This window comes from uncultured Psychrosphaera sp. (genome assembly GCF_947500655.1).
Taxonomy (GTDB): Bacteria; Pseudomonadota; Gammaproteobacteria; order Enterobacterales; family Alteromonadaceae; genus Psychrosphaera.
Genome location: NZ_CANMSK010000008.1, coordinates 93,931 through 113,655 on the forward strand (window position 1 = coordinate 93,931; position 19,725 = coordinate 113,655).

Here is a 19,725-nt window from a genome sequence, read left to right on the forward strand (position 1 = left end):
ATGTTTCTAAATCAGCTAAGCCTAAACTAGATACTAAATTAGTTAGTTACACATAAAAGTATTTTATAACAGCTTATGTTGCCACATTAAACCAACCGACCAGTATTCTTGCGCTTCATCTGACTGGGTTTGGTCACTAACGGACTCAACTCTTAAGGTAAAGTTAGGTCGCCATTGCCAATGATAACCAAGTATCAATCTTTGCGGTTCAAAACCTTCGTTGTATAAACCTTGTTGCTCAATAAAAGTGGTAGTGGCGTCGGTAAATTTATTGTTTATCACTAACATTTCTTGCTGTACAAAAAACTTATGTTTTTGTAAATGAACACCAAACATAAAACGATAACCGTCTAACCTTTGTTCCAATACTGCGCTTTGAGTTGTGTCGGCAATATCACCGTCGAGTTCGCTGTGGATCCACTCCCCTTGAGCTTCCCATAAAAAGCTCTCGGTAACTTGATGTGATAACAATAAATAGCTTCCAGCCATTGCAACGTCGCCAGTAAAACTACCATCCGGCACGGTAATAGTGGAAGATGAGTGACTATGACTTGTGTCGTAGCGACTATCTATTCTTTGACCAGCTTCACCCATGCTATACCAAACGGCAAAGTCAGTTTTTATCCCCGCGATATAACCATGATAACGAGCAAAGCTAGCAAAATTACCTTTGCCGCTACTTGTTGGCCAAGCATCGCCATTCCAAGCTTCAACACCTAATTCAAGATCACGCCAATACCAATTTGCTTTTATGCCAGTATCTTTGTGATGACCACCAAAAAACACTTCTGCTAGTAATGGTTTGCTGGTGAATTCATCTTGTGACGCATGATAATTAGCAGTTGGCGTTGTATCCGTTGCGGTTTGGCCTACATCTATTTTTAATATGCTGTTATCAAATCTAACGTATTTACCTAACCAATAATTATCTAGCTCTAATTCGCCTTCACCTTGGTGTTGATGAAAACCAAGTTTGCTGCCTAAGTAATAATCATCATCCAAATTTAGTCGAGCAAACAATTGCAAGTCATTAACCGCAGCGCCGGAATACTGAGGCGTTGCCTCGCCTCCCAACATAACGCCGGGAATTAACCAGCCTTCGTCATCTGCCACAATAGCTTTGCTTTGCACCGCTATCGCACTTTTTATCAACAACTGCGATGGCATATCTATATAACTTGCTTCGTGAGTCATTGCATTAAAGCTGCTAAACAAGGCAAAGCTAACAACAGATAAACTAAAAAGTGATTTTTTTGATAACGGAGAAAAGCTCATAGAATTATTCTTCAAATGGATTGGAAAATTTAGATGAGGTTATAAACTCTTCATCGGTAAGTGCCTCTAAAAAGGCAATAACGGCATCAATTTCTTCATCGGTTGCATCAAAACCTGGAATTAATACTGACTTTAATGGACTGTTTTTACCATCTCCGGCATTAACACCAGATCCCGTTAAAGTACCGCCTCTAGCATAATGCTCAATAACTTCACGCAATGTGGCTATGCTACCGTCGTGCATATATGGCGCAGTTAACTCAATATTTCGTAAACTTTGTGGGCGGAATAAACCTTTATCTGCTGGATCTAGAGATAAGTCGTACAAGCCTTGGTCTTCTTCTGGGTAACTGCCATCACCGCCTACGTTGTATAAACCATTATTGAAAAATGGAAACTCTATTGCGTCTGTGGCTTTATTGGCATCACGGTATGAAGATGAAAAATTTATCCCTGAGTGACAATGAAAGCACTCAAATTTTTCACCATTAAATAACTGATAACCTTCTATCTCTTGAGCCGTCAATGCGGTTTTATCACCAGCTAAATATTTATCATAAGGACTTGATGCGCTGATCATGGTTCTAACAAAGCTAGCCAATGAAAATATTATTTTGTTCATGGTGACGCTTGAGTCTGAGTCAGGAAATGCGGTTGTAAACATGGCAAGATATTCATGATCGTCTTCAAAACGTTGTAATACCTCTTCTAATTCGTCATCTGTTACGCCAAGCTCAACCGGGTTATCAGCTCTAATTGGTACGTTTAGTTGATCTTCTAATTCTAAAAATGTGTCATTACTCCAAGTCAGCGTGGAATAATAAATCACATTAACTAAGCTTTGGCTGTTTCTCACTAGTTGATGACCTGTAGAGCCTAAAGGCTGAGCGACACCATCAGAAAAGGCCAGAGATTGATCGTGACAAGACGCACAAGACTGAGCTTGATTAGCCGACAGCATAGTTTCATAAAATAGAAAACGACCGAGTTGAATTTTCGCATTGGTGAGCGGATTAAAATCTGGCACGTATGGGGTTGGCATGTGATCGGGAAGTTCTAATATTTCCCTTGTGGTTAAGTTATCACTGCTGGTTTCAATTTCAGTGCTTGATTCTAAATCACAAGCTGACAACATAAATAACATGCAAGTTAAGACAGCAACTCTAACGTGTATTACTCGAATAAAAGATAAAAAAGAGCCGAAGCTCTTTTTATTTATAACTTTCATATTAATTAAAGATCACGACACTATTATCACTCGCCGTCGCTGTGCCATCCTCAGTATCTAAACCAAAGTTACTAAAAATAGGCGTACAATCTGCTTGAGCACCAGTACTTGAATGGCAGTTAACCGCTAATGTCTCTACGCCATCAGTCGTTGATGAAAACGCTACGTCTGTTAATAATGTGTCTAAGTTTATTACTACGGTTTTAATGCTTGGATCAAAGTCCGTTAATTCAACTTGTGGTGTATTTACAAAGTCACAGCTGTCTTTATCTTCTAGTGCTAACAAGCCATCATCACCACAACCTTTACTACCAACATGAAGTGCGCCACCACCGGTTAATGCTGATGTATTTTCAATAGTAAAATTCATTAAAAAGTGGCGGTAGCCAGATGCCCAAGACCAATACATTTCGTTTAACGGTGACGGTGCATCTTCTGCTGAAGAGGTATTAATAACATCTTTCATTACAGCTTGAGGCACGCCAATATCAAACGTTACTTTGCTCACGCCAGTATCTAACATAGACCCCGTTAACTTAGTGTTGGTTCTTTCCGTTCCGCCTCCATCAAGACAAGAACCAGATGTATTACTGGTTAAATCAATTAACCCTACAAAGCCTTCTTCATGATTTAATTGGAAATCACTGTCATCAAATGTGGTTTCAATGGCTACGCCGTATTCATCATAAAAAGTAACGTTACTTACATAAAAGCGTAAATCTTTTAAGCCGATAGAATACTCATCATTTGTGCCAAAGCCTGTTGAAGTAGTATCACAACTTACTTCTTCTGTGCCACTCATTGCGCTAAAGTTTAACTCAAATGGTTCCATTGATGCTTCATTTTCAGTGCTACTATCACAGCCAGTTAACATAAATACGGTGGCTAATGACACTAAAATTGATTTGGTTTTAAACGCTAGATTCATAATATCTTCTCATTGTTTTTGGACGCTGAAAATACGTTATCTTTTCAGCTTAACTTAATGGTCATATTATGATTTCTATCTAGCTAGGACTCAATGCGACAAATTGTCGCACCTAAAATGATGGGCTTAACCAGTTTATTAAAATGGTTAAGCATAACGGAAGTAATGTTTATTTTACTCTTTGTCTAAACTATCCACTACAATCGCGCCCATGGAGGCTGGCATAGTGATAACGACAATCCGATTTAACGATGTCATAGGATCACCCAAAAGTGGTAACTTATCCAAACAAAATAAGACTAATGCAACAACAAGAGCTGTGATTAAATAAGCAATCACGATACGAAATATAAACGCGCCTTTGCGGGATGCGATGTCCTTTTGAAATACACTCTGATAAGTAAACAAACCTAAAAATAAAACTGACAATGCAAACAGCATAAACAGATTTGCCAAAGGTAAGGTTTCACCTAATCTCCATGCTTCTTCAGAAAAAGAAATCGGCACAGCTAAAGCAAATGCACCGACAAATACTTGGCTTGCGTCTTCTACGTTAAAACTATATTTCATTAAATGGATACCATTTTTGTTAAAGGTTTTTTTGTTTAAAAAAGACTGGCTGCTATTTTGATGTATGAGTGAATGACCCATCCCAATCGGCTGCAAGTTCAGCCTCTCTTAATTCGGCGATTCTTTCTATGTATATTTGGTAAATCATTTTAGTTGGGTATGCAGCTAACAACTTGTTGTATGCGCTTTCGGCATCATCCCATTGTTGATTTAAGTAATGACCGTAAGCTGCATTTAATTGCGTTAATTCTTGTTCTAACTCTGGTGTTGAGTCTTTACTTTCACAAACCGGTTCAAAAATAGCGACCGCTTCTTCTTTACCTTTTACTTTTACTTTATCAACCGGTCTGAATAAAATATTTGGGCATTTCGCTTTAGTGAATTCGCTGACTAAAAACTCTACGCCGTAAAACTTAGTTAACCCTTCCAATCTAGCGCCTAAGTTAACCGCATCACCTAATACTGTGTAGGCACGGCGATATTCCGATCCCATGTCTCCTACGTTCATTTCACCGGTGTTAATACCAATACCTACATAAATAGCTGGCCAGTCTTTTTCTAAAAACTGTTCACGTAATTCAGCGGTGATTTTTAACATATCAAAACCACCAATTACGGAGTTTTCTGCATGATTTTCGTCGGTTAACGGTGCGCCCCAAAAAGCCATAACCATGTCACCAACGTATTTGTCGATTGTGCCTTGGTGTTCAAAAATGCTTTTGGTGATTGGCGAGAAATATTCGTTTAGTAAGTTTTTTAAGTCACTGGCTGATAGCTTTTCTGAGATGCTGGTGAAGCTACGAATATCAGAAAATAAAACTGACATCTCTTTACGTTCACCGTCTAACGATACGCCATTTGGATCACTAAGCATTTTGTCGATATGAGCCGGTGGCACATATTGGTCGAACATAGATTTAATTTGTTGTCGGTTACTGTTTTCGGCAAAAAAGCCGCGCGCTAAGTTAAAACCACTAATTAAGATCACAAGCCCTAAAGGTTGAGTAACCGGCAGTGAGATTTGTTGCTGCCACATAAATAAATTAAATCCAACCACAAAGACAAAAGACATCCCCCCCACTAACGCCATCCGAGACGGCCCCAATAAAGGCAACACAATTGACAGTAACAGACCTAATAACAATATTTGTACTAATAAAGCCCCTTCCCACCAATCTGGTCGGTAAGAGAACAATTCAGGCTGTAATATTCCCTCAAATACATTGGCGTGTACTTCCACACCTGGATATTGCAGTCCAACGGAAGTAGCTCGTAAATCGGCTAAACCAACGGCGGAGGTTCCAATAAAAGCAACACCACCTTCAAGTAACTCTAAACCAATGTCACCATTTAAAATATCGGCAGCAGAATAGTATGGAAACGATTTTTGACCGCCACGAAAGGGCACTAATACACGGCCATATTCATCGGTTGGTATTCGGTTATTTCCAAACTTAACGGCGGTTATATTATGAATGTCGTTGGCTGGTAATTTTGTCGTTTCAAGATCAATTTTATCCGCCAAGTTAAATAACCGAGCAGCTTCTAACGCAAGCGATGGGTAAAATTGCCCTTTGTGTTTAATGACTAACGCCGCACGTCTAATAAAACCGTCTGGGTCTGGTGCTGAATTAAAAAATCCTTGGCCGTAAACCGCCTCTTGTAAAACATCTACATTGGCAAGTTGTCCAGAGAACTCAATCCCTTTTATTTTTTCCACTGCAGCAGATTTATCTAATAACTCAATGGTGGAGTTTTTTAATTTACCGACATCTACATCAGCTTCTTGTTGAAATAACACACCTAAGACTATGTCTGTATCGCCAAGCACTTGTGCAAATTGTTTATCCGCATCAAGTTCATCTCTTAATTCACTTAACTGCTCTGGTGATAAACCAGCTAACTTTTTACCTAACGCGGTATTAAAGACAGTATCTAGCGGATTTATTTCAGGCTCAGTGAAGGTGATATCAAAGGCAATAACCACAACACCAGCATCAACTAAGTTGGTCACTAATTGCTTTACGGTATGACGACTCCAAGGAAATCGGCCATATTGTTTTAATGCTTTTTCATCAATGTCGACAATAAATATATTGTGATCAGAATCACGTACTGTCTCAGGCAATGTCGCATTTAATCGTGCATCGTAAATAATGCCTTCAACTCTATCAATTGCGTTTTTTAAAACCGGAATTTTTGAGTCAACTAAGGCCACAAAAAAAGTGGTAATAATTAAACCAAGAATAATAGTGCTAAGGTGTTTTTTTATTTTGTTCATGTAACGATTCCGCATCGTTATACTCGTACCCTTACTATAATTGGCTCAAAACCATTTGCACAGCCTTAATCCGTAACAAGTACAATGTAATTAGATATAAACTCTAAATATAATTAAAAATTAATAGTCATGTAGATTTTTAGGATATTATTCTCGAATTAAACTACATTTACTACATTTACTACATTGGGTAGAAAACATTAGGCAAGGGACAGAAGCATCAATAATAAAAAATCAATGCCTGCGACTATGCATCAAATTATCCGCAAGTTAACCACTGTCCTATTAGTTTGTATAGCACCATTTTCTCTGATCAATTTTATCCAAGGGGAAGTTTATATTGGTGTACTTATATCAATAGTTTCCGCCAATTTGCTATATATCAATATAAGAATAAGACGAAACAAAACATACAATAGTAATATTGCTTTTGCTGTAGTCATGCCTATTGCCTATTTCATCTTATATCAGTTAGTCATTGATAGAGGAATAATAGGGATTTTGTGGTGTTTTCCGACCATTGTAATGGTCAATTTTATCATGCAGCAACGCCAAGCTATGGTAGCAAATATATTACTTATTATTATCCTCACTCCTGTTATTTTGAGCCAGTTTGATCCAGCTTTAGCTATAAGAGTACTCGCTTGTTTAATTACCGTTGGAGGATTAGCTAGCCTCTTTGTAAATATTATTAATGATCAGCAAAAAAAATTACATCAGCTGGCTATTACTGATCCTTTAACTGGCTTACTTAATCGTTTAACACTGCAAGATAGTATTAAGCTAACAATTGATCAGCACAGCCGAACGTTAACGCCAATGACATTAGTTAGTATAGATATAGACCACTTTAAATTAATTAATGATAAACATGGTCATGACATTGGTGATCAAGTTCTTATTCAAATCGCTACATTGCTAAAAAAGCGTTGCAGAAGTATAGATAAATTATATCGCTTAGGCGGTGAGGAGTTTTTATTTATATTGTTTAGTACTGACTTAACAAACGCCCAACTATTTTCACACTCTATTCAACAAGAATTAGCCGAGTTTAATTTTGAATACGGATTAGCTCCAACACTAAGTATAGGGTTAGCTGAAATAGACAAAGAAAAAACATGGGATGAATGTTTAAAAAAAGCTGATGAAAACCTATACAGAGCTAAAAATAGTGGGCGTAATACGATTATTAGTTAATCTTTAAATTCTAATCTTTGTTTTACTCCTTTGCTTTATCCCTATAAATTTTTACTTGGTTATTAACTAGATAAACGTTATTTTTAATTATGCACTGTATTTGCACATTAGCTTAATATGATCACCCTTAAGTTTTTATTCATTTAGCCAGAAATATTCAAATTAGCTCCCTATTTATCGAATATATCTGTGCAAATCATGTTCCTGTATAACCATGGCAGGTTACGTTAAATAAGGATTTTGCTCCCACAATGAAAATTCAAAATAAACTGTTTTTAGTTTTATTTGGCTTTAGCCTGTTATTAGTCACTATATTAGTATTACTTATGCAATGGAGCATAGGTAAAGGTATGATTAATTACGTTAATACCAAAGAAGTGCAAGTATTACAGCCACTGACTATAAAATTAAGTGAAGAGTATAAAGAAAAAAATAATTGGCTCTCAATGGAAGGTCAAAATAATAAATTTCGACATTTAGTTGCCAATCAATTGCACGATAGTGAATTTATCGACGAAGTGCGTATGCGCCCACCAGAACGTAGAGGCGGACGAAACAGCAAAAATCCGCCACCAAAAAATTTTAGAAAACAACCAAACGATAGTCCACCAGATAGACGACTTCCACCACCGCAGTCAGAAACTGAGTCCTACTATGCTTTATTAGATCAGGATGAAAAATTTGTCGCTGGTATGTACCTTGAAGATTTAGATTACACTAAAACAAAAATAGAACTCAATGGTACTACAATCGGTTTTTTAGCTATCTCTAAACGAAACCGCCTTACCAGAGGCTATGAAATTGATTTTCTTGAACAACAACAAAATTTTCTTTGGATCATTGCCGCACTAGCAATGTGTCTTGTAACCTTAGTAACTTTGCCGTTAGCAAGAAACTTAGTAGGCCCCATAAAGCTAATTAGTAGTAGTATGCACCAACTAACACAAGGAAATTATAAACAGTCTGTTCGGCTGACGCGTAAAGATGAACTAGGTCAGATGGCAAGAGACTATAATGAATTGGCACTGACATTAGCTGAAAATGATACGGCTAGAAAACGTTGGCTTGCTAATATATCTCATGAGTTGCGTACGCCCGTTGCAATACTACGGGGTGAATTAGAGGCTATGATAGATAATGTAAGGCCGTTATCAAAAGATAATATTTCCTCAGCTAATGATGAAGTAAAACACTTACAACGTCTTATTGATGATTTAAATTTACTCACTAGTGCTGATATCGGTGGGATGCGCTATCGTAAGCAAGATGAAGAGTTAACTCAGTTAATTTTAAATGAAGAACAGAAGTATCGAAGCTACTTAGCAACCGCAGGTATTAAGTTAAACTTCAATATTACCGACCAAGAAGTCGATGTGTATCTTGATAAGACCAGACTTTATCAATTGTTTGAGAATATTATTAATAACTGTATTAAATATTCTTCTGCTACTGAACTAACAATTTCTTTGTCTGTTGAAAATATAAATACAAAAACCTTTGCTGTTTTAACATTTGCAGATAATGGAATTGGTGTAGAGGATGCACATTTAACGCATTTGTTTGAACACTTATATCGAGTTGATGAATCACGTAATAGAAAAACAGGTGGAGCGGGATTAGGTTTAGCTATTTGTAGCCTTATTGTTAAGGCTCATCAAGGGGAGCTAACCGCAGAACATTCTCAAAGTGGTGGTTTATCAATTATAGTAAAACTGCCAATCGTTTTAAGTTAATAAAAAAGGGGATGAAAATGTTAAATCCGGTATTAGTCGTAGAAGACGAAATAAAGCTCGCCAGCTTATTGTCTGATTACCTTACACAGGCAGAATATAGCAATCACCAAATTCATGATGGCAGTGAAGTTGTAGACTGGGTGAAAGAAAATCAACCTAGCGTTATTTTACTAGATATTATGCTACCAGGGAAAAATGGTATTGATATATGTAAAGAAATACGCCAATTCTCTAATGTTCCAATCTTAATGATCACTGCAAAAGTAGACGAGATTGACCGATTACTAGGTCTAGAACTTGGTGCTGATGATTATATTTGTAAACCTTTTAGCCCCCGCGAGGTCGTTGCTAGAGTTAAAGCAGTTCTAAGAAGAACAATGACGGTAGAGAAAAACTCAGAGCAACTAGAATTAGACGAGCATAGATTAAGTGCTAGCTTTCATGGTCAAGAAGTATCATTAACCTCTGTAGAGTTTCAATTACTAAGACCTTTAGCTAATAAACCTGAACGTATTTTTACCCGTGAACAATTAATGCAAAATATGTATACCGATCATCGCATTGTTAATAACAGAACCATCGATAGTCATATTAAAAAGTTACGTAAAAAACTTGCAGGTATTAGTGATGGTAAAGATTGGATCCAATCCGTTTATGGCACAGGCTACCGTTTAGTTTTATAAAAGCTTGTTTAATTTTATAAAACCTTCTTAAAACATACACTTCCTCATTTTTTGCACAATGTTTGCAATATTCGTAGTTACTTTAAATTTAATGTGATTTATATAAGTCATTAATAAAGAATAACGATAGGAGCATTAGATGCATATTTATTCAAAAATGCTAGTCGCTTTAGTATTCAGTGCGACTACTTTAGTTCAAGCAGCTCCACCAGAGCATGATCGTAAACCTCGCCCGGTATTTTCCGATATAGACACCAACTCCGATGGTGAAATCACTCTTGAGGAATTTTCTAACTTAGAATTACCACACGGCGAACCAGAAGAAGTATTTGTCAGTATAGATGTCGACAACAACGGAGTGATTAGCAACGAAGAGTATGAAAATCACAAACCACCACGTCCAAAAAGAAAAGAGAGGTAGTAATGATTAATTCTGTAAGCTCTGGCATGTCGATGCCTGGAATGCAGTCATCTAGTTCAGGTGCGCAAAAATTAACAACTGAACAGCAAACACTAATGTCAGAAACGTTATCACAGTTTGATCCTGATAACTTAACCGAAGCTGATGCGCTATCAATTGTTGAAACATTTTCAGAAGCTGGCATCCAGCCAAATGCTGAATTTGCAGAAGCAATGTCAGAATTGGGCTACGATGCAAAAGAAATTGGCGATTTAGCTCAAGTATCGGAAGAAGGTCAAAGACCGCCTCCGCCTCCACCGCCACAACAAAGCAGTGAAGAGATCACTACTTTAGTTGATTATCTTTCTGAATTAGTGGAAGAAACGCTTGCTACTAGCGGAGCTGAAAAGCTAACTGATGAAGATAAAGAGTCTATTTTAGCTCAAGTTTTTGAAGAGTTTAACATTGAAGATCAGAGCTCTATCATTAACACTAGTGTGTAATGCTAGATAAAATGATTTGTGGAAAAGGCCATTTTTAATATTAAAAATGGCCTTTTTTTTATTTTAAAGGGCAAAAAAACTCAAACTAAATGCGAATACGTTTCTGTTACTAAAAAAATAATTTTTGTAAATAAACACTGATTAATCATAATAATTTATATAACAGTATAATTTTATTAAAGAATATATTTCCTCTAGGTACCAATGCTTACATCCCACTATTTACGCCTCTTTAATTCCCTATAAAAAATATTGTTATCCTTTTCATAGCGCCGTATATTCCACATACTTGTTAACTAATTTAGGTAGTATATGGCTGAAATAAATTTCCATGATGTATTAAGCAAACAACTTAAAGTTGTTCGAGAAAAGTTAAATATGGAAACTGCAATTGTTAGTTATATAAACGATAATACATACACGCTAATTGCTGTTGATAGTAATTTGGAAGGGGTATTTAAAGCTGGGATGACTTTTCCGCTTGAAGATACATATTGCCGAGATGTTTATCAGTTCAATCAAGTTATGCGTTACTACAATGTTGGCTCTATGGACTCAATGCTGCAGCACCCTGCATATTTATCAGTTCAGTTAGAGAGTTATCTTGCCGCACCAATAAATGATAATGAAGGTAAGGTCATAGGTACAGTGAACTTTACGTCGTTAATGGCTAAACGCCAACAATTTGAAGATAAAGAAGTCGATTTGGCAACTGGTTTAGCTGCATTCATTTGTGAAAACATTGAGCAATATAAATTATTAATTCCTAGTGAATAATAATTTCAGTTCGCACAAAAGTAAATTACACTTGGTAATAACTTAAAAACATATCCACAGATGTTTCTACTAATTGAGCCCTTTCTTCTACTGACAAAGGAGCTGCTTGACGTAAAATTTGTGGCCACAATGCTTCAGTTTTTAATAGGCCAGTTATTTGATTACTTGCCATATTTACATCTAACGGTTTTAATTTACCATCAGCCATTGCTGATTTGATCCAACGTTTGAGCGCCGTTTCTTGTTCAAAAATTTTAGCCATTTGACTTTGTAGTGCATTAGGAGCGAACAAAAAGTGAGCGATGGCAACTCGAGTTAGTTCCAGCATTTTAATATCGGCCATCATATCAACTTCATTTGCAGCTAAAGCCACCAGTTGAGCTTTTATATTCGTATCACCATTATAAATAACGTCATAGACAACAATACGATTTTGCCACTCACTAATTATAATTTCAGCTACTAACACTTCTTTACTTTCAAAATGGTTATAAACGGTACGCTTAGAAACTTGTGCTAGTTCCGCAATTTTATCCATGCTTGAGTCCGCTACCCCATACTGTTGGAAGGCGGCTAACGCACCAGCAATAATAGCCTCACGCTTTAATTCAGAGCGAGTCTTCTTCTCTTGTGTAATAGCTTCTGTTATCGATTGCTCGGTCATGGATATGTCTCAAAATAACGGTATCAACATTTTTACACTAATCAGTTTACTTTTCAATTTATTAATTTAAACTGCACCGTGTAGTTTACTTTTTTGGTTATCAATAATGTTAAAAATTTCAATCTTAATAGGCTTAATACTTATGACTTCTAGCTGCGTAAAACACCTTGATGGCAACAAGCAACCGAAGAAATTTACCAATACAGAGATAGAACATAAGACTAGTTTTAGTGACTTTTATGCCATGCTCAAAGCTTATTGGAATGACAAACGGACACTAGCTACACCATCTTTTGATATTCCCGTTCAGCCCTTAACTGCCGAACAATTAGCACAAGATAAATTTGATGCAGTATACAGACTTGGACACTCTACAATTTTATTACGCATAGACCACGAGTTTATCTTAATTGATCCTGTATTTAGCGACCGTGCTTCACCAGTACAATGGTTTGGCCCAAAACGCTTTCATCAACCACCTATTTCGATTGCTGATTTACCAAATATTAAAGCGGTGATCATCAGTCACGACCACTATGATCATTTAGACAAACATGCCATTAAAACTTTGGATCAAAAAGTTGAATACTTCATCACACCATTAAAAGTAGGACAACATTTACGTGGTTGGGGGATTGATGACGCTAAAATCACTGAACTAGCCTGGTGGCAAACTACTGAAATTAATACGTTAAAATTTACTGCAACACCCGCTCAACACTTTTCTGGTCGAGGATTATTCGACAAAGATGAAACCTTATGGGCAAGTTGGGTTATTGAAGGGTGGGAGTCTAAAGTATATTTTAGTGGTGACTCAGGTTACTTTGGTGGTTTTAAAGAAATAGGAAGCCGTTTAGGGCCATTTGATTTAACCTTAATTGAAACCGGTGCTTATAATGAATTATGGCCAGATATCCACATGTTTCCAGAACAAAGTTTACAAGCTCATATAGATCTAAAAGGACTTGCTATGATGCCAATTCACAATGGAACTTTCGACTTATCTTTGCATAATTGGTACGAACCATTTGAACGCATTACCGAGTTGGCTGCTGACAATTACGTCACTTTATTAACGCCAAAATTTGGTGAGGCCGTCAACATACAAACGCCTAAGCAACTGCAGAAAACACAAGAAAAAACCGCCGTAAACTGGTGGCAAGAAACAGGAAAACTAGAAAATAATAATTAGTCGTATTAGCTCAGTTTAAGCGCATCGTATTGCATATAAACATCTATTGCTTTAGATTTTGCGGTAACTCTAGCAGCACCATCAGCTTCTTCTTTCTCTATTGTCTCTTTTTTAGTTTCGCGTGTGCTTGTGTACATATTGGACAATATATCTTCTACCAATTTTAACTCACTCAATTCAACAATCGACTCTTCTGTTACATTAGTCACACTAGATCCGTCGGTAAAATATCGACTATCTTCAACTCTGTTATCTAAGTTATGTTTTGATGCAAAGTTTAATGTATTTTGTATGCCATCCAGCGTGACTTTATTTTCTAACTCCTCTTTACGCCTTGTAATAACAACATCTTTATTCACGCCTTCCATATTTGATAGTGTTGATACTGAAGAGTAAAGTGAAAAGTTTTTCTGTTGAGTAAATTCATACATTTTTCCATGCTTTTGACTCTCGCTTACTTGCGACATTTTTATTCTGGTAACTACTTCATCGGCAAAGTTTTTATTTTCATCTAAGTTAAGTGAGAATTTATAGTCCATCAATGATGAAATTTTACTGGTAAATTGATTAGCCCCAACCCGTTTGCCTATTGTTGGAATAACGAACTTATCTATATCATGCTGACTTTTTTGTGTATTTACATCGAACAGAGAAGTAAATGAATCTACAATAAAGTCGTTTAGTAGTTCATGATGTCCTTTTTGAAAACCAAATTCTTCAAGTAAATCTTTCATTTCCAAAGCATAACGAGTTAATTCTTCTTCATCCTTGCTGCCTAATAAGGACGTAGTTAAATCAAAGTCAAAATTTTGAAGTCCAATGTTCATGTCTATCGACAAAGTTTGTTCTTTTGTTTCTTGGTTTACCTCATATTCATAATGGGTTTCATTGGCAAATATATTTGTATCTATTGAAAAACCTTTCAATAAACTCATATCAAAGTTTTCAGCAATATTAATACTGTCTAATCCAGCTTCCTTTCGATTGCCCCCTGCCACTTGTCCAACATACTCAGCGGTTCCCATAAATAGTTTATTTAACGCCTCGTGCTCTTCCTCTGACAATTCACCATCAACCTGATATAACAAACCATTAAAACCGCTGTCCCCATCCAAACTACTTGAAGTTCGGTAGGTGACGGTAACAATATCACCCTCCAGAGTTTCCACTTCATAACTAACTCTCGACGCTCGACGATCAGGGAAGTCGATAAATGAGCTTCCTTTGGCAAATTCATTCTCTTTATCCAAAGTTGGAAAGTTACTTTGTAGATTATTTTCTATGTAATTTTGACTGGCAATCAAATAAGATTCAGTATCTTTATCTAGTTGACCTAAACTGCTAAAGATATCAGCAATATTTTTATGAGCAGATTCAGAATGGGTGAGAGCATGTTGAACTGTATTAAATAACTCTGCAGTATCTTTACCGTCACTAATACGATCTAGATTACCATTTACATTCTTAATAAACTGCTGCTGAATATAAAACGAGTCTTCTTTTTCAGCAATGGGAGGCGCTTCATACTGTGTAATAGATAAACTGCCATAATTTCCGGCATCTAGAAGCAGTTGATCGGCAAGTAGTTGTTCCACATTAGGTTTGGACAAAGCAACATGGCTGGAGTCTAATTCTTTAACTTTTGTGACATTTTCCAGGCTACCAGAAGCGCTCGTTAAATCATCACGAGTTAAACTGGTTTTATCACCGGCTTTATAATCAGCTGTGCTATTGACTGAGGTAGGTTTCAACAATTCCATTTCATTCACCTGGCTAAAAGAGACATTAAAAAATTAGAGGTTCTTTAAAATTGCTATCGACCAATATTGAATAAACTTTAGGCAATAAATATTTGTAATAGCCTAAGGGTTGTTTATATTAAATTTGGCAATATACATAAATGAATAAGCAACGGCTAAAATCAATATTGGTAAGCCATTAGTTACTGAGTAAAAGAGGATAATGTGTTTTTACTATTTTTATTTGCAACCGTCGCTATTCTAGTTTCATTTATATGTTCAATTATGGAAGCGGTTTTATTGAGCGTAACCCCAGCTTTTATTACTTCATACCCAAATAAAAAAATAGCGTCACGGATGACAATGTTAAATCAACATGTGGATAAACCATTGTCAGCAATTTTGACATTAAACACGATTGCACACACGGCAGGAGCCGCAGGTGTTGGCGCACAAGCCTCCCATTTATACGGTGACTCATCCATTGGTATAGCCTCGGCTATTATGACCCTATTTGTTTTGGTTTTTTCTGAGATCATTCCCAAGACATTGGGAGCCAACTATTGGCGAGAATTTGCGCCTTTTGTTACTTCAGTATTAACCTACTTAGTCTGGTTGTTAAAACCTTTTGTTTGGATGTCAGAACTTATCACTAAGCTTTTTAAAAGGACCAATGATGAAAGCCATTATATGCGTTCGGAAATAGAAGCAATGGCAAAGATAGGTTTACAAACTGGCGCATTGCAACAAGGCGAATCAGACATCATCCAAAGCTTGCTGCATTTCAGAGAAATAACCTTACGTGAAATAATGACGCCTAGAGCCAAAGTATTTAGATTACATAAGGACACTACAGTCGAAGATTACTGTAAATTACATGGCTCTGTTTCCTATTCCAGAATTTTAGTATTTGATAAAAATCCAGACGATATTATTGGCTACGTGCTAAAAACAGACGTCATGTTAGCCAACAGCAGAGTAAAACCTGATTATCGAATTTCAAAATTAGTTAAACCCATATTAATCGTACCTCAAACCTTATCTTTACCTGTGCTATTCAATAAGCTATTAACCCAACGAGCACACATTTGTTTAGTCGTAGATGAATATGGTGAAGTACAAGGAATAGTCGCATTAGAAGACGTTATAGAAGCTCTGTTGCAAGTCTCTATTGTGGATGAAAGAGACATAGAACCAGCTAACTAATAGCTGGTCTTAGCTTACTTTTTTTCGTAAAACGATACTTAACCTACAAATCCTCTATTTACAGAATTATAAACCACCTTCGGTTAATTTCTGTGGATCAAGTAGCTGCTTTAATTCATCTCGACTGAGATCTGTATATTCTTCTGCTACATCAATAATAGGACGGCCATCGGCATAAGCCTGCTTGGCAATTTTAGCCGCTTTCTCATAACCGATTATTGGGTTTAATGCAGTTACTAAAATAGGGTTTCTGGTAAGTACCTCAGCTAACTTTTCTTCTTTCACTATAAAAGTTGCAATTGCTTTATCCGCTAATAACACACTAACGTTAGCCAGTATCTCGATAGACGACAGTAAATTATACGCCACCAATGGCAGCATCACATTTAATTCAAAATTACCGGATTGTCCAGCAATTGTAATAGCGGCGTCGTTTCCTATCACTTGAGCACCAACCATAGCCGCGGCTTCAGGTATAACTGGGTTAACTTTGCCTGGCATAATAGAAGACCCTGGCTGTAATGCCTCTAACTCTATTTCCCCTAAACCCGCTAAAGGTCCAGAGTTCATCCAGCGTAAGTCGTTAGCAATTTTTATAATAGAAACCGCCGTAGTTTTTAATTGTCCAGAAAGGGCGACCGCTATATCTTGAGAACTAATATGAGTAAAAAAGTTAGTAGCGGGTGTAAAGATTAACCCAGTAATATCACTCAATGTTTTATTAAATATATTAGAAAATTTAGGATGTGCATTAATGCCCGTACCTACAGCTGTTCCGCCTTGTGCTAGACTTTGAATATCGGGTTGCATACTTGTTAGACGCTGAATATTTTGACTTATTTGATCAGCCCAGCAATTTAAACTCTGGCTTAGTCTCACCGGCATGGCATCCATAAGATGTGTGCGTCCCGTTTTTATATGATGATGAACACTACTAGCCTTGTCTCTAATGCCCTAGGATAAGTGCTGTAAGGCTGGTATTAACTCTTGTTGTAGTGCGATAGCTGCACTAACATGAATGGCCGTTGGGATAACATCATTACTACTTTGACCACAATTAATATGATCATTAGCATTCACTTTATCACCGTATATTTCACTCGCAACTGTTGCTAATACTTCATTAACATTCATGTTAGTACTAGTGCCAGAGCCCGTTTGGAATATGTCTACCGGAAAATGTGACATCAAATCAGGGGCAACTAACATCTTATCTACTGCTTGTTTAATTGCGATACCCATCTCTTTCGGAATTTGTTTAAGCTCAATATTCGCTTGTGCTGCAGCAGATTTTATAAGTAACAAAGCTCGAATAACATTTTCAGGCATACGCTGCCCACTGACAGGAAAATTATTAACTGCCCGCTGAGTTTGTGCGCCATACAAGGCATTTTTAGGCACCTTAAGTTCGCCCATACTATCTTGTACAATCCGAAAGTTACTTGTCATCTGCTTTACCTTTATTGGTTTGGGTATTGAGAATTATTCATGTGGAAAGTCCAGCTTTTACATAGTGGCTCATTACTTTTAACTATTCCTGTAACTCCCGAACTCGATGCTGATTCTCTTCACAGTCTGCAATATGTTTTAAGTTATATCTAGGACGATAAATATTATCAGGAGACTGGCAACCTAAATATAGCTATTATTTAGCTTGAAACACCATTTAAATGATCACTAACCTTGTTAAGATCAGACATAAAAAAAGCTGAGCAATTTATTGGCTCAGCTTTATTATTTTGTTACTTACAAGTTAAGCATTTATTCTTAACTATGAAGTTAGCTACTTATTTAACTTCGGTAATAAAGTCTTCAGTTGAACGACGAACTTTTTCTAAGTTAACTAACCAATCACCTTCAGCTTCACGGTAACCTAATGGCAATAAGATCACTGATTTCAAACCTTTTTCTTTAAGGCCAAGAATTGCATCAACTTCGTCAGGTACAAACCCTTCCATTGGCGTGCTATCTACTTTCTGTTCAGCAGCAGCAATAAGTGCAGTGCCCAAACCAATATAAGCTTGGCGAGCAGCATGTTCAAAGTTTGTTTGAGGATCACGTTGAGGATAAGTGTTTAGTAACATTTGACGGTAGTTTTCCCAACCTTCATTTGTGCCACCACGTTTTTCATTAACTAAATCAAACATATTGTTAATGCGCTCAGGCGTATAATTATCCCATGCAGCGAAAACCAATAAATGAGAACCGTCAGTAATTTGTGCTTGGTTCCAAGCATGCGGTACGATTTGTTTGCGTATTTCAGGATTCGTTACAACAAAAACTTCATAAGGCTGTAAACCACTAGAGCTGGCACTTAATCTGATTGATTCTAATATGTAATCAACTTTCTCTTGGCTAACAGGTTTAGTCGCATCCATTTTTTTTGCAGCGTAACGCCACTGTAAATCTTTTAATAAGTCAGTCATGTATTTTCCCAATTAAATAAAGAAACAAAAAGTTATGCTTTATATGGTGTTCGCACATTTAAAAAACAAGTGTTTTATAGTCTTTAAAATTGTAGTTGAATAATATAAATACTCATCACTATCTAACAATTAGGTGAGGCTTGTATTCCAAACTCACTCAGTGTAATTTATGTACAATAATATTAAAAAAACATCGAATGATGTCATAAGGACTTGAAAATGAAAGTGATTTCAATCGTAATGCTACTTATTATTTCATTTAATTGTACTAGTAAAAGCTCCAACTTTGATACTAGCTTTTGTGATTCTGATTGTGTGTATGAATATCAAAGGTTCAGAAGTCTTGCCCAAAAAGATTCTGGATTAGCGGAATATATGCAAGGACTAATGCTTATAACAGGCCAAGGTACGGACAAAAATATAGATTCAGGAGTTCGGTTTATCAAAAGAGCAGCACAAAAGCATGAACCTAGTGCACAATATCAATTAGGCTACTTTTATTTATACGGTATTTATTTTGAACCCAATCTAGAAAAAGCAAAAAAACTTTTAACTATGGCAAATAAACATAATATTAAGATTGCTAAGAAACATCTAGAAGTCATAAATAAAATAGAAAAAGCACCACTAATTAAAAATATAAATACCAAGGTGAAACCATTAACTACAAACAATAAACAACCCACTATCAAAGAAGACCTTTCGGATTTAAAATTTGAAACTATTACAGTAACTTACACACCAAATTATTCAGATATTATATATGCAGCAGAACAACAAATTTGTAAGAATGGGTGGGGGAAAATGGATTGTAAAACATTTTCAAATTCAGCTTTGATTCCACTTTTTAAATCAGAACAACAAGAAAATAGCGTTCTAAGTTTATATCTTTAGATATAATGAATTAAGTAATAACTTAATGG

General features: G+C 36.4%; 17 protein-coding genes and 1 pseudogene. 9 read left to right on the forward strand and 9 right to left on the reverse strand.

Annotated elements, in window-relative coordinates; genetic code table 11:
- Nucleotides 1-63: 63 nt before the first annotated feature.
- The 5 genes from Q0940_RS08850 to Q0940_RS08870 form a co-directional block, all read right to left on the reverse strand.
- Nucleotides 64-1,275 (reverse strand): hypothetical protein, encoded by a 1,212-nt coding sequence (locus Q0940_RS08850; RefSeq protein ID WP_299267188.1) that lies wholly within the window; start codon nucleotides 1,273-1,275, stop codon nucleotides 64-66.
- Nucleotides 1,276-1,279: 4 nt separating this feature from the next.
- Complete coding sequence (locus tag Q0940_RS08855) at nucleotides 1,280-2,503, reverse strand: MbnH family di-heme enzyme (RefSeq protein ID WP_299267191.1); 1,224 nt, start codon at nucleotides 2,501-2,503, stop codon at nucleotides 1,280-1,282.
- 1 nt (nucleotide 2,504) lies between these two features.
- Entirely contained in the window at nucleotides 2,505-3,431 is a 927-nt protein-coding gene (locus Q0940_RS08860) for an MbnP family copper-binding protein (protein WP_299267193.1), read from the reverse strand.
- Between the two features lie 174 nt (nucleotides 3,432-3,605).
- On the reverse strand, nucleotides 3,606-4,082 hold the full coding sequence (locus Q0940_RS08865; protein ID WP_363323575.1) for a DUF2391 family protein: 477 nt from the start codon (nucleotides 4,080-4,082) through the stop codon (nucleotides 3,606-3,608).
- On the reverse strand, nucleotides 4,054-6,282 hold the full coding sequence (locus Q0940_RS08870) for an adenylate/guanylate cyclase domain-containing protein (RefSeq protein ID WP_299267194.1): 2,229 nt from the start codon (nucleotides 6,280-6,282) through the stop codon (nucleotides 4,054-4,056). The genes Q0940_RS08865 and Q0940_RS08870 overlap by 29 nt, the downstream gene beginning before the upstream one ends.
- Nucleotides 6,283-6,519: 237 nt before the next feature.
- Here Q0940_RS08870 and Q0940_RS08875 point away from each other — a divergent pair, with 237 nt between their 5' ends.
- The 6 genes from Q0940_RS08875 (at nucleotide 6,520) to Q0940_RS08900 (ending at nucleotide 11,575) form a co-directional block, all read left to right on the forward strand.
- Nucleotides 6,520-7,479 carry a GGDEF domain-containing protein gene (locus Q0940_RS08875; RefSeq protein WP_299267197.1) on the forward strand — a complete coding sequence of 320 codons (960 nt, stop codon included), beginning with the start codon at nucleotides 6,520-6,522 and terminating at the stop codon, nucleotides 7,477-7,479.
- A 251-nt stretch (nucleotides 7,480-7,730) separates the two neighbouring features.
- Entirely contained in the window at nucleotides 7,731-9,212 is a 1,482-nt protein-coding gene (locus Q0940_RS08880) for an ATP-binding protein (RefSeq protein ID WP_299267199.1), read from the forward strand.
- Nucleotides 9,213-9,229: 17 nt separating this feature from the next.
- A complete protein-coding gene (locus tag Q0940_RS08885) occupies nucleotides 9,230-9,895 on the forward strand; it encodes a response regulator (RefSeq protein WP_299267200.1) in 666 nt (221 codons plus the stop codon).
- 157 nt (nucleotides 9,896-10,052) lie between these two features.
- Nucleotides 10,053-10,316 carry an EF-hand domain-containing protein gene (locus Q0940_RS08890; RefSeq protein ID WP_299267202.1) on the forward strand — a complete coding sequence of 88 codons (264 nt, stop codon included), beginning with the start codon at nucleotides 10,053-10,055 and terminating at the stop codon, nucleotides 10,314-10,316.
- Between the two features lie 2 nt (nucleotides 10,317-10,318).
- On the forward strand, nucleotides 10,319-10,798 hold the full coding sequence (locus Q0940_RS08895) for a hypothetical protein (protein WP_299267205.1): 480 nt from the start codon (nucleotides 10,319-10,321) through the stop codon (nucleotides 10,796-10,798).
- Between the two features lie 312 nt (nucleotides 10,799-11,110).
- Entirely contained in the window at nucleotides 11,111-11,575 is a 465-nt protein-coding gene (locus tag Q0940_RS08900) for a GAF domain-containing protein (protein WP_299267208.1), read from the forward strand.
- A gap of 25 nt (nucleotides 11,576-11,600) precedes the next feature.
- On the opposite strand, the gene Q0940_RS08905 is transcribed toward Q0940_RS08900, so the two are convergent.
- Nucleotides 11,601-12,239 carry a TetR/AcrR family transcriptional regulator gene (locus Q0940_RS08905; protein ID WP_299267211.1) on the reverse strand — a complete coding sequence of 213 codons (639 nt, stop codon included), beginning with the start codon at nucleotides 12,237-12,239 and terminating at the stop codon, nucleotides 11,601-11,603.
- A 142-nt stretch (nucleotides 12,240-12,381) separates the two neighbouring features.
- Here Q0940_RS08905 and Q0940_RS08910 point away from each other — a divergent pair, with 142 nt between their 5' ends.
- On the forward strand, nucleotides 12,382-13,431 hold the full coding sequence (locus Q0940_RS08910; protein ID WP_299267216.1) for an MBL fold metallo-hydrolase: 1,050 nt from the start codon (nucleotides 12,382-12,384) through the stop codon (nucleotides 13,429-13,431).
- A 5-nt stretch (nucleotides 13,432-13,436) separates the two neighbouring features.
- Here the strand turns inward: Q0940_RS08910 and Q0940_RS08915 are convergent, their stop codons facing one another.
- Nucleotides 13,437-15,191, reverse strand: a complete 1,755-nt coding sequence (locus Q0940_RS08915; protein WP_299267218.1) for a hypothetical protein — start codon at nucleotides 15,189-15,191, stop codon at nucleotides 13,437-13,439.
- Nucleotides 15,192-15,395: 204 nt separating this feature from the next.
- Here Q0940_RS08915 and Q0940_RS08920 point away from each other — a divergent pair, with 204 nt between their 5' ends.
- The gene (locus Q0940_RS08920) at nucleotides 15,396-16,376 is read left to right on the forward strand and encodes a hemolysin family protein (protein ID WP_299267220.1); all 981 of its coding nucleotides are present in this window, start codon (nucleotides 15,396-15,398) and stop codon (nucleotides 16,374-16,376) included.
- A gap of 66 nt (nucleotides 16,377-16,442) precedes the next feature.
- Here Q0940_RS08920 and Q0940_RS08925 read toward each other — a convergent pair.
- A pseudogene (locus Q0940_RS08925) lies at nucleotides 16,443-17,825 on the reverse strand (class II fumarate hydratase).
- A 338-nt stretch (nucleotides 17,826-18,163) separates the two neighbouring features.
- The gene (locus tag Q0940_RS08930; protein WP_299267223.1) at nucleotides 18,164-18,802 is read right to left on the reverse strand and encodes an NAD(P)H-dependent oxidoreductase; all 639 of its coding nucleotides are present in this window, start codon (nucleotides 18,800-18,802) and stop codon (nucleotides 18,164-18,166) included.
- A 219-nt stretch (nucleotides 18,803-19,021) separates the two neighbouring features.
- On the opposite strand from Q0940_RS08930, the gene Q0940_RS08935 reads away from it, so the two are divergent.
- Nucleotides 19,022-19,696, forward strand: coding sequence for a hypothetical protein (locus Q0940_RS08935; RefSeq protein ID WP_299267226.1), 675 nt, complete (start codon nucleotides 19,022-19,024; stop codon nucleotides 19,694-19,696).
- Nucleotides 19,697-19,725: the final 29 nt, after the last annotated feature.

Coding starts and splice junctions, on each gene's coding strand:
- Q0940_RS08850 (WP_299267188.1), bottom strand. CDS start 1,275: ATGAGCTTTTCTCCGTTATCAAAAAAATCACTTTTTAGTTTATCTGTT.
- Q0940_RS08855 (WP_299267191.1), bottom strand. CDS start 2,503: ATGAAAGTTATAAATAAAAAGAGCTTCGGCTCTTTTTTATCTTTTATT.
- Q0940_RS08860 (WP_299267193.1), bottom strand. CDS start 3,431: ATGAATCTAGCGTTTAAAACCAAATCAATTTTAGTGTCATTAGCCACC.
- Q0940_RS08865 (WP_363323575.1), bottom strand. CDS start 4,082: ATGGGTCATTCACTCATACATCAAAATAGCAGCCAGTCTTTTTTAAAC.
- Q0940_RS08870 (WP_299267194.1), bottom strand. CDS start 6,282: ATGAACAAAATAAAAAAACACCTTAGCACTATTATTCTTGGTTTAATT.
- Q0940_RS08875 (WP_299267197.1), top strand. CDS start 6,520: ATGCCTGCGACTATGCATCAAATTATCCGCAAGTTAACCACTGTCCTA.
- Q0940_RS08880 (WP_299267199.1), top strand. CDS start 7,731: ATGAAAATTCAAAATAAACTGTTTTTAGTTTTATTTGGCTTTAGCCTG.
- Q0940_RS08885 (WP_299267200.1), top strand. CDS start 9,230: ATGTTAAATCCGGTATTAGTCGTAGAAGACGAAATAAAGCTCGCCAGC.
- Q0940_RS08890 (WP_299267202.1), top strand. CDS start 10,053: ATGCTAGTCGCTTTAGTATTCAGTGCGACTACTTTAGTTCAAGCAGCT.
- Q0940_RS08895 (WP_299267205.1), top strand. CDS start 10,319: ATGATTAATTCTGTAAGCTCTGGCATGTCGATGCCTGGAATGCAGTCA.
- Q0940_RS08900 (WP_299267208.1), top strand. CDS start 11,111: ATGGCTGAAATAAATTTCCATGATGTATTAAGCAAACAACTTAAAGTT.
- Q0940_RS08905 (WP_299267211.1), bottom strand. CDS start 12,239: ATGACCGAGCAATCGATAACAGAAGCTATTACACAAGAGAAGAAGACT.
- Q0940_RS08910 (WP_299267216.1), top strand. CDS start 12,382: ATGACTTCTAGCTGCGTAAAACACCTTGATGGCAACAAGCAACCGAAG.
- Q0940_RS08915 (WP_299267218.1), bottom strand. CDS start 15,191: ATGGAATTGTTGAAACCTACCTCAGTCAATAGCACAGCTGATTATAAA.
- Q0940_RS08930 (WP_299267223.1), bottom strand. CDS start 18,802: ATGACTGACTTATTAAAAGATTTACAGTGGCGTTACGCTGCAAAAAAA.
- Q0940_RS08935 (WP_299267226.1), top strand. CDS start 19,022: ATGAAAGTGATTTCAATCGTAATGCTACTTATTATTTCATTTAATTGT.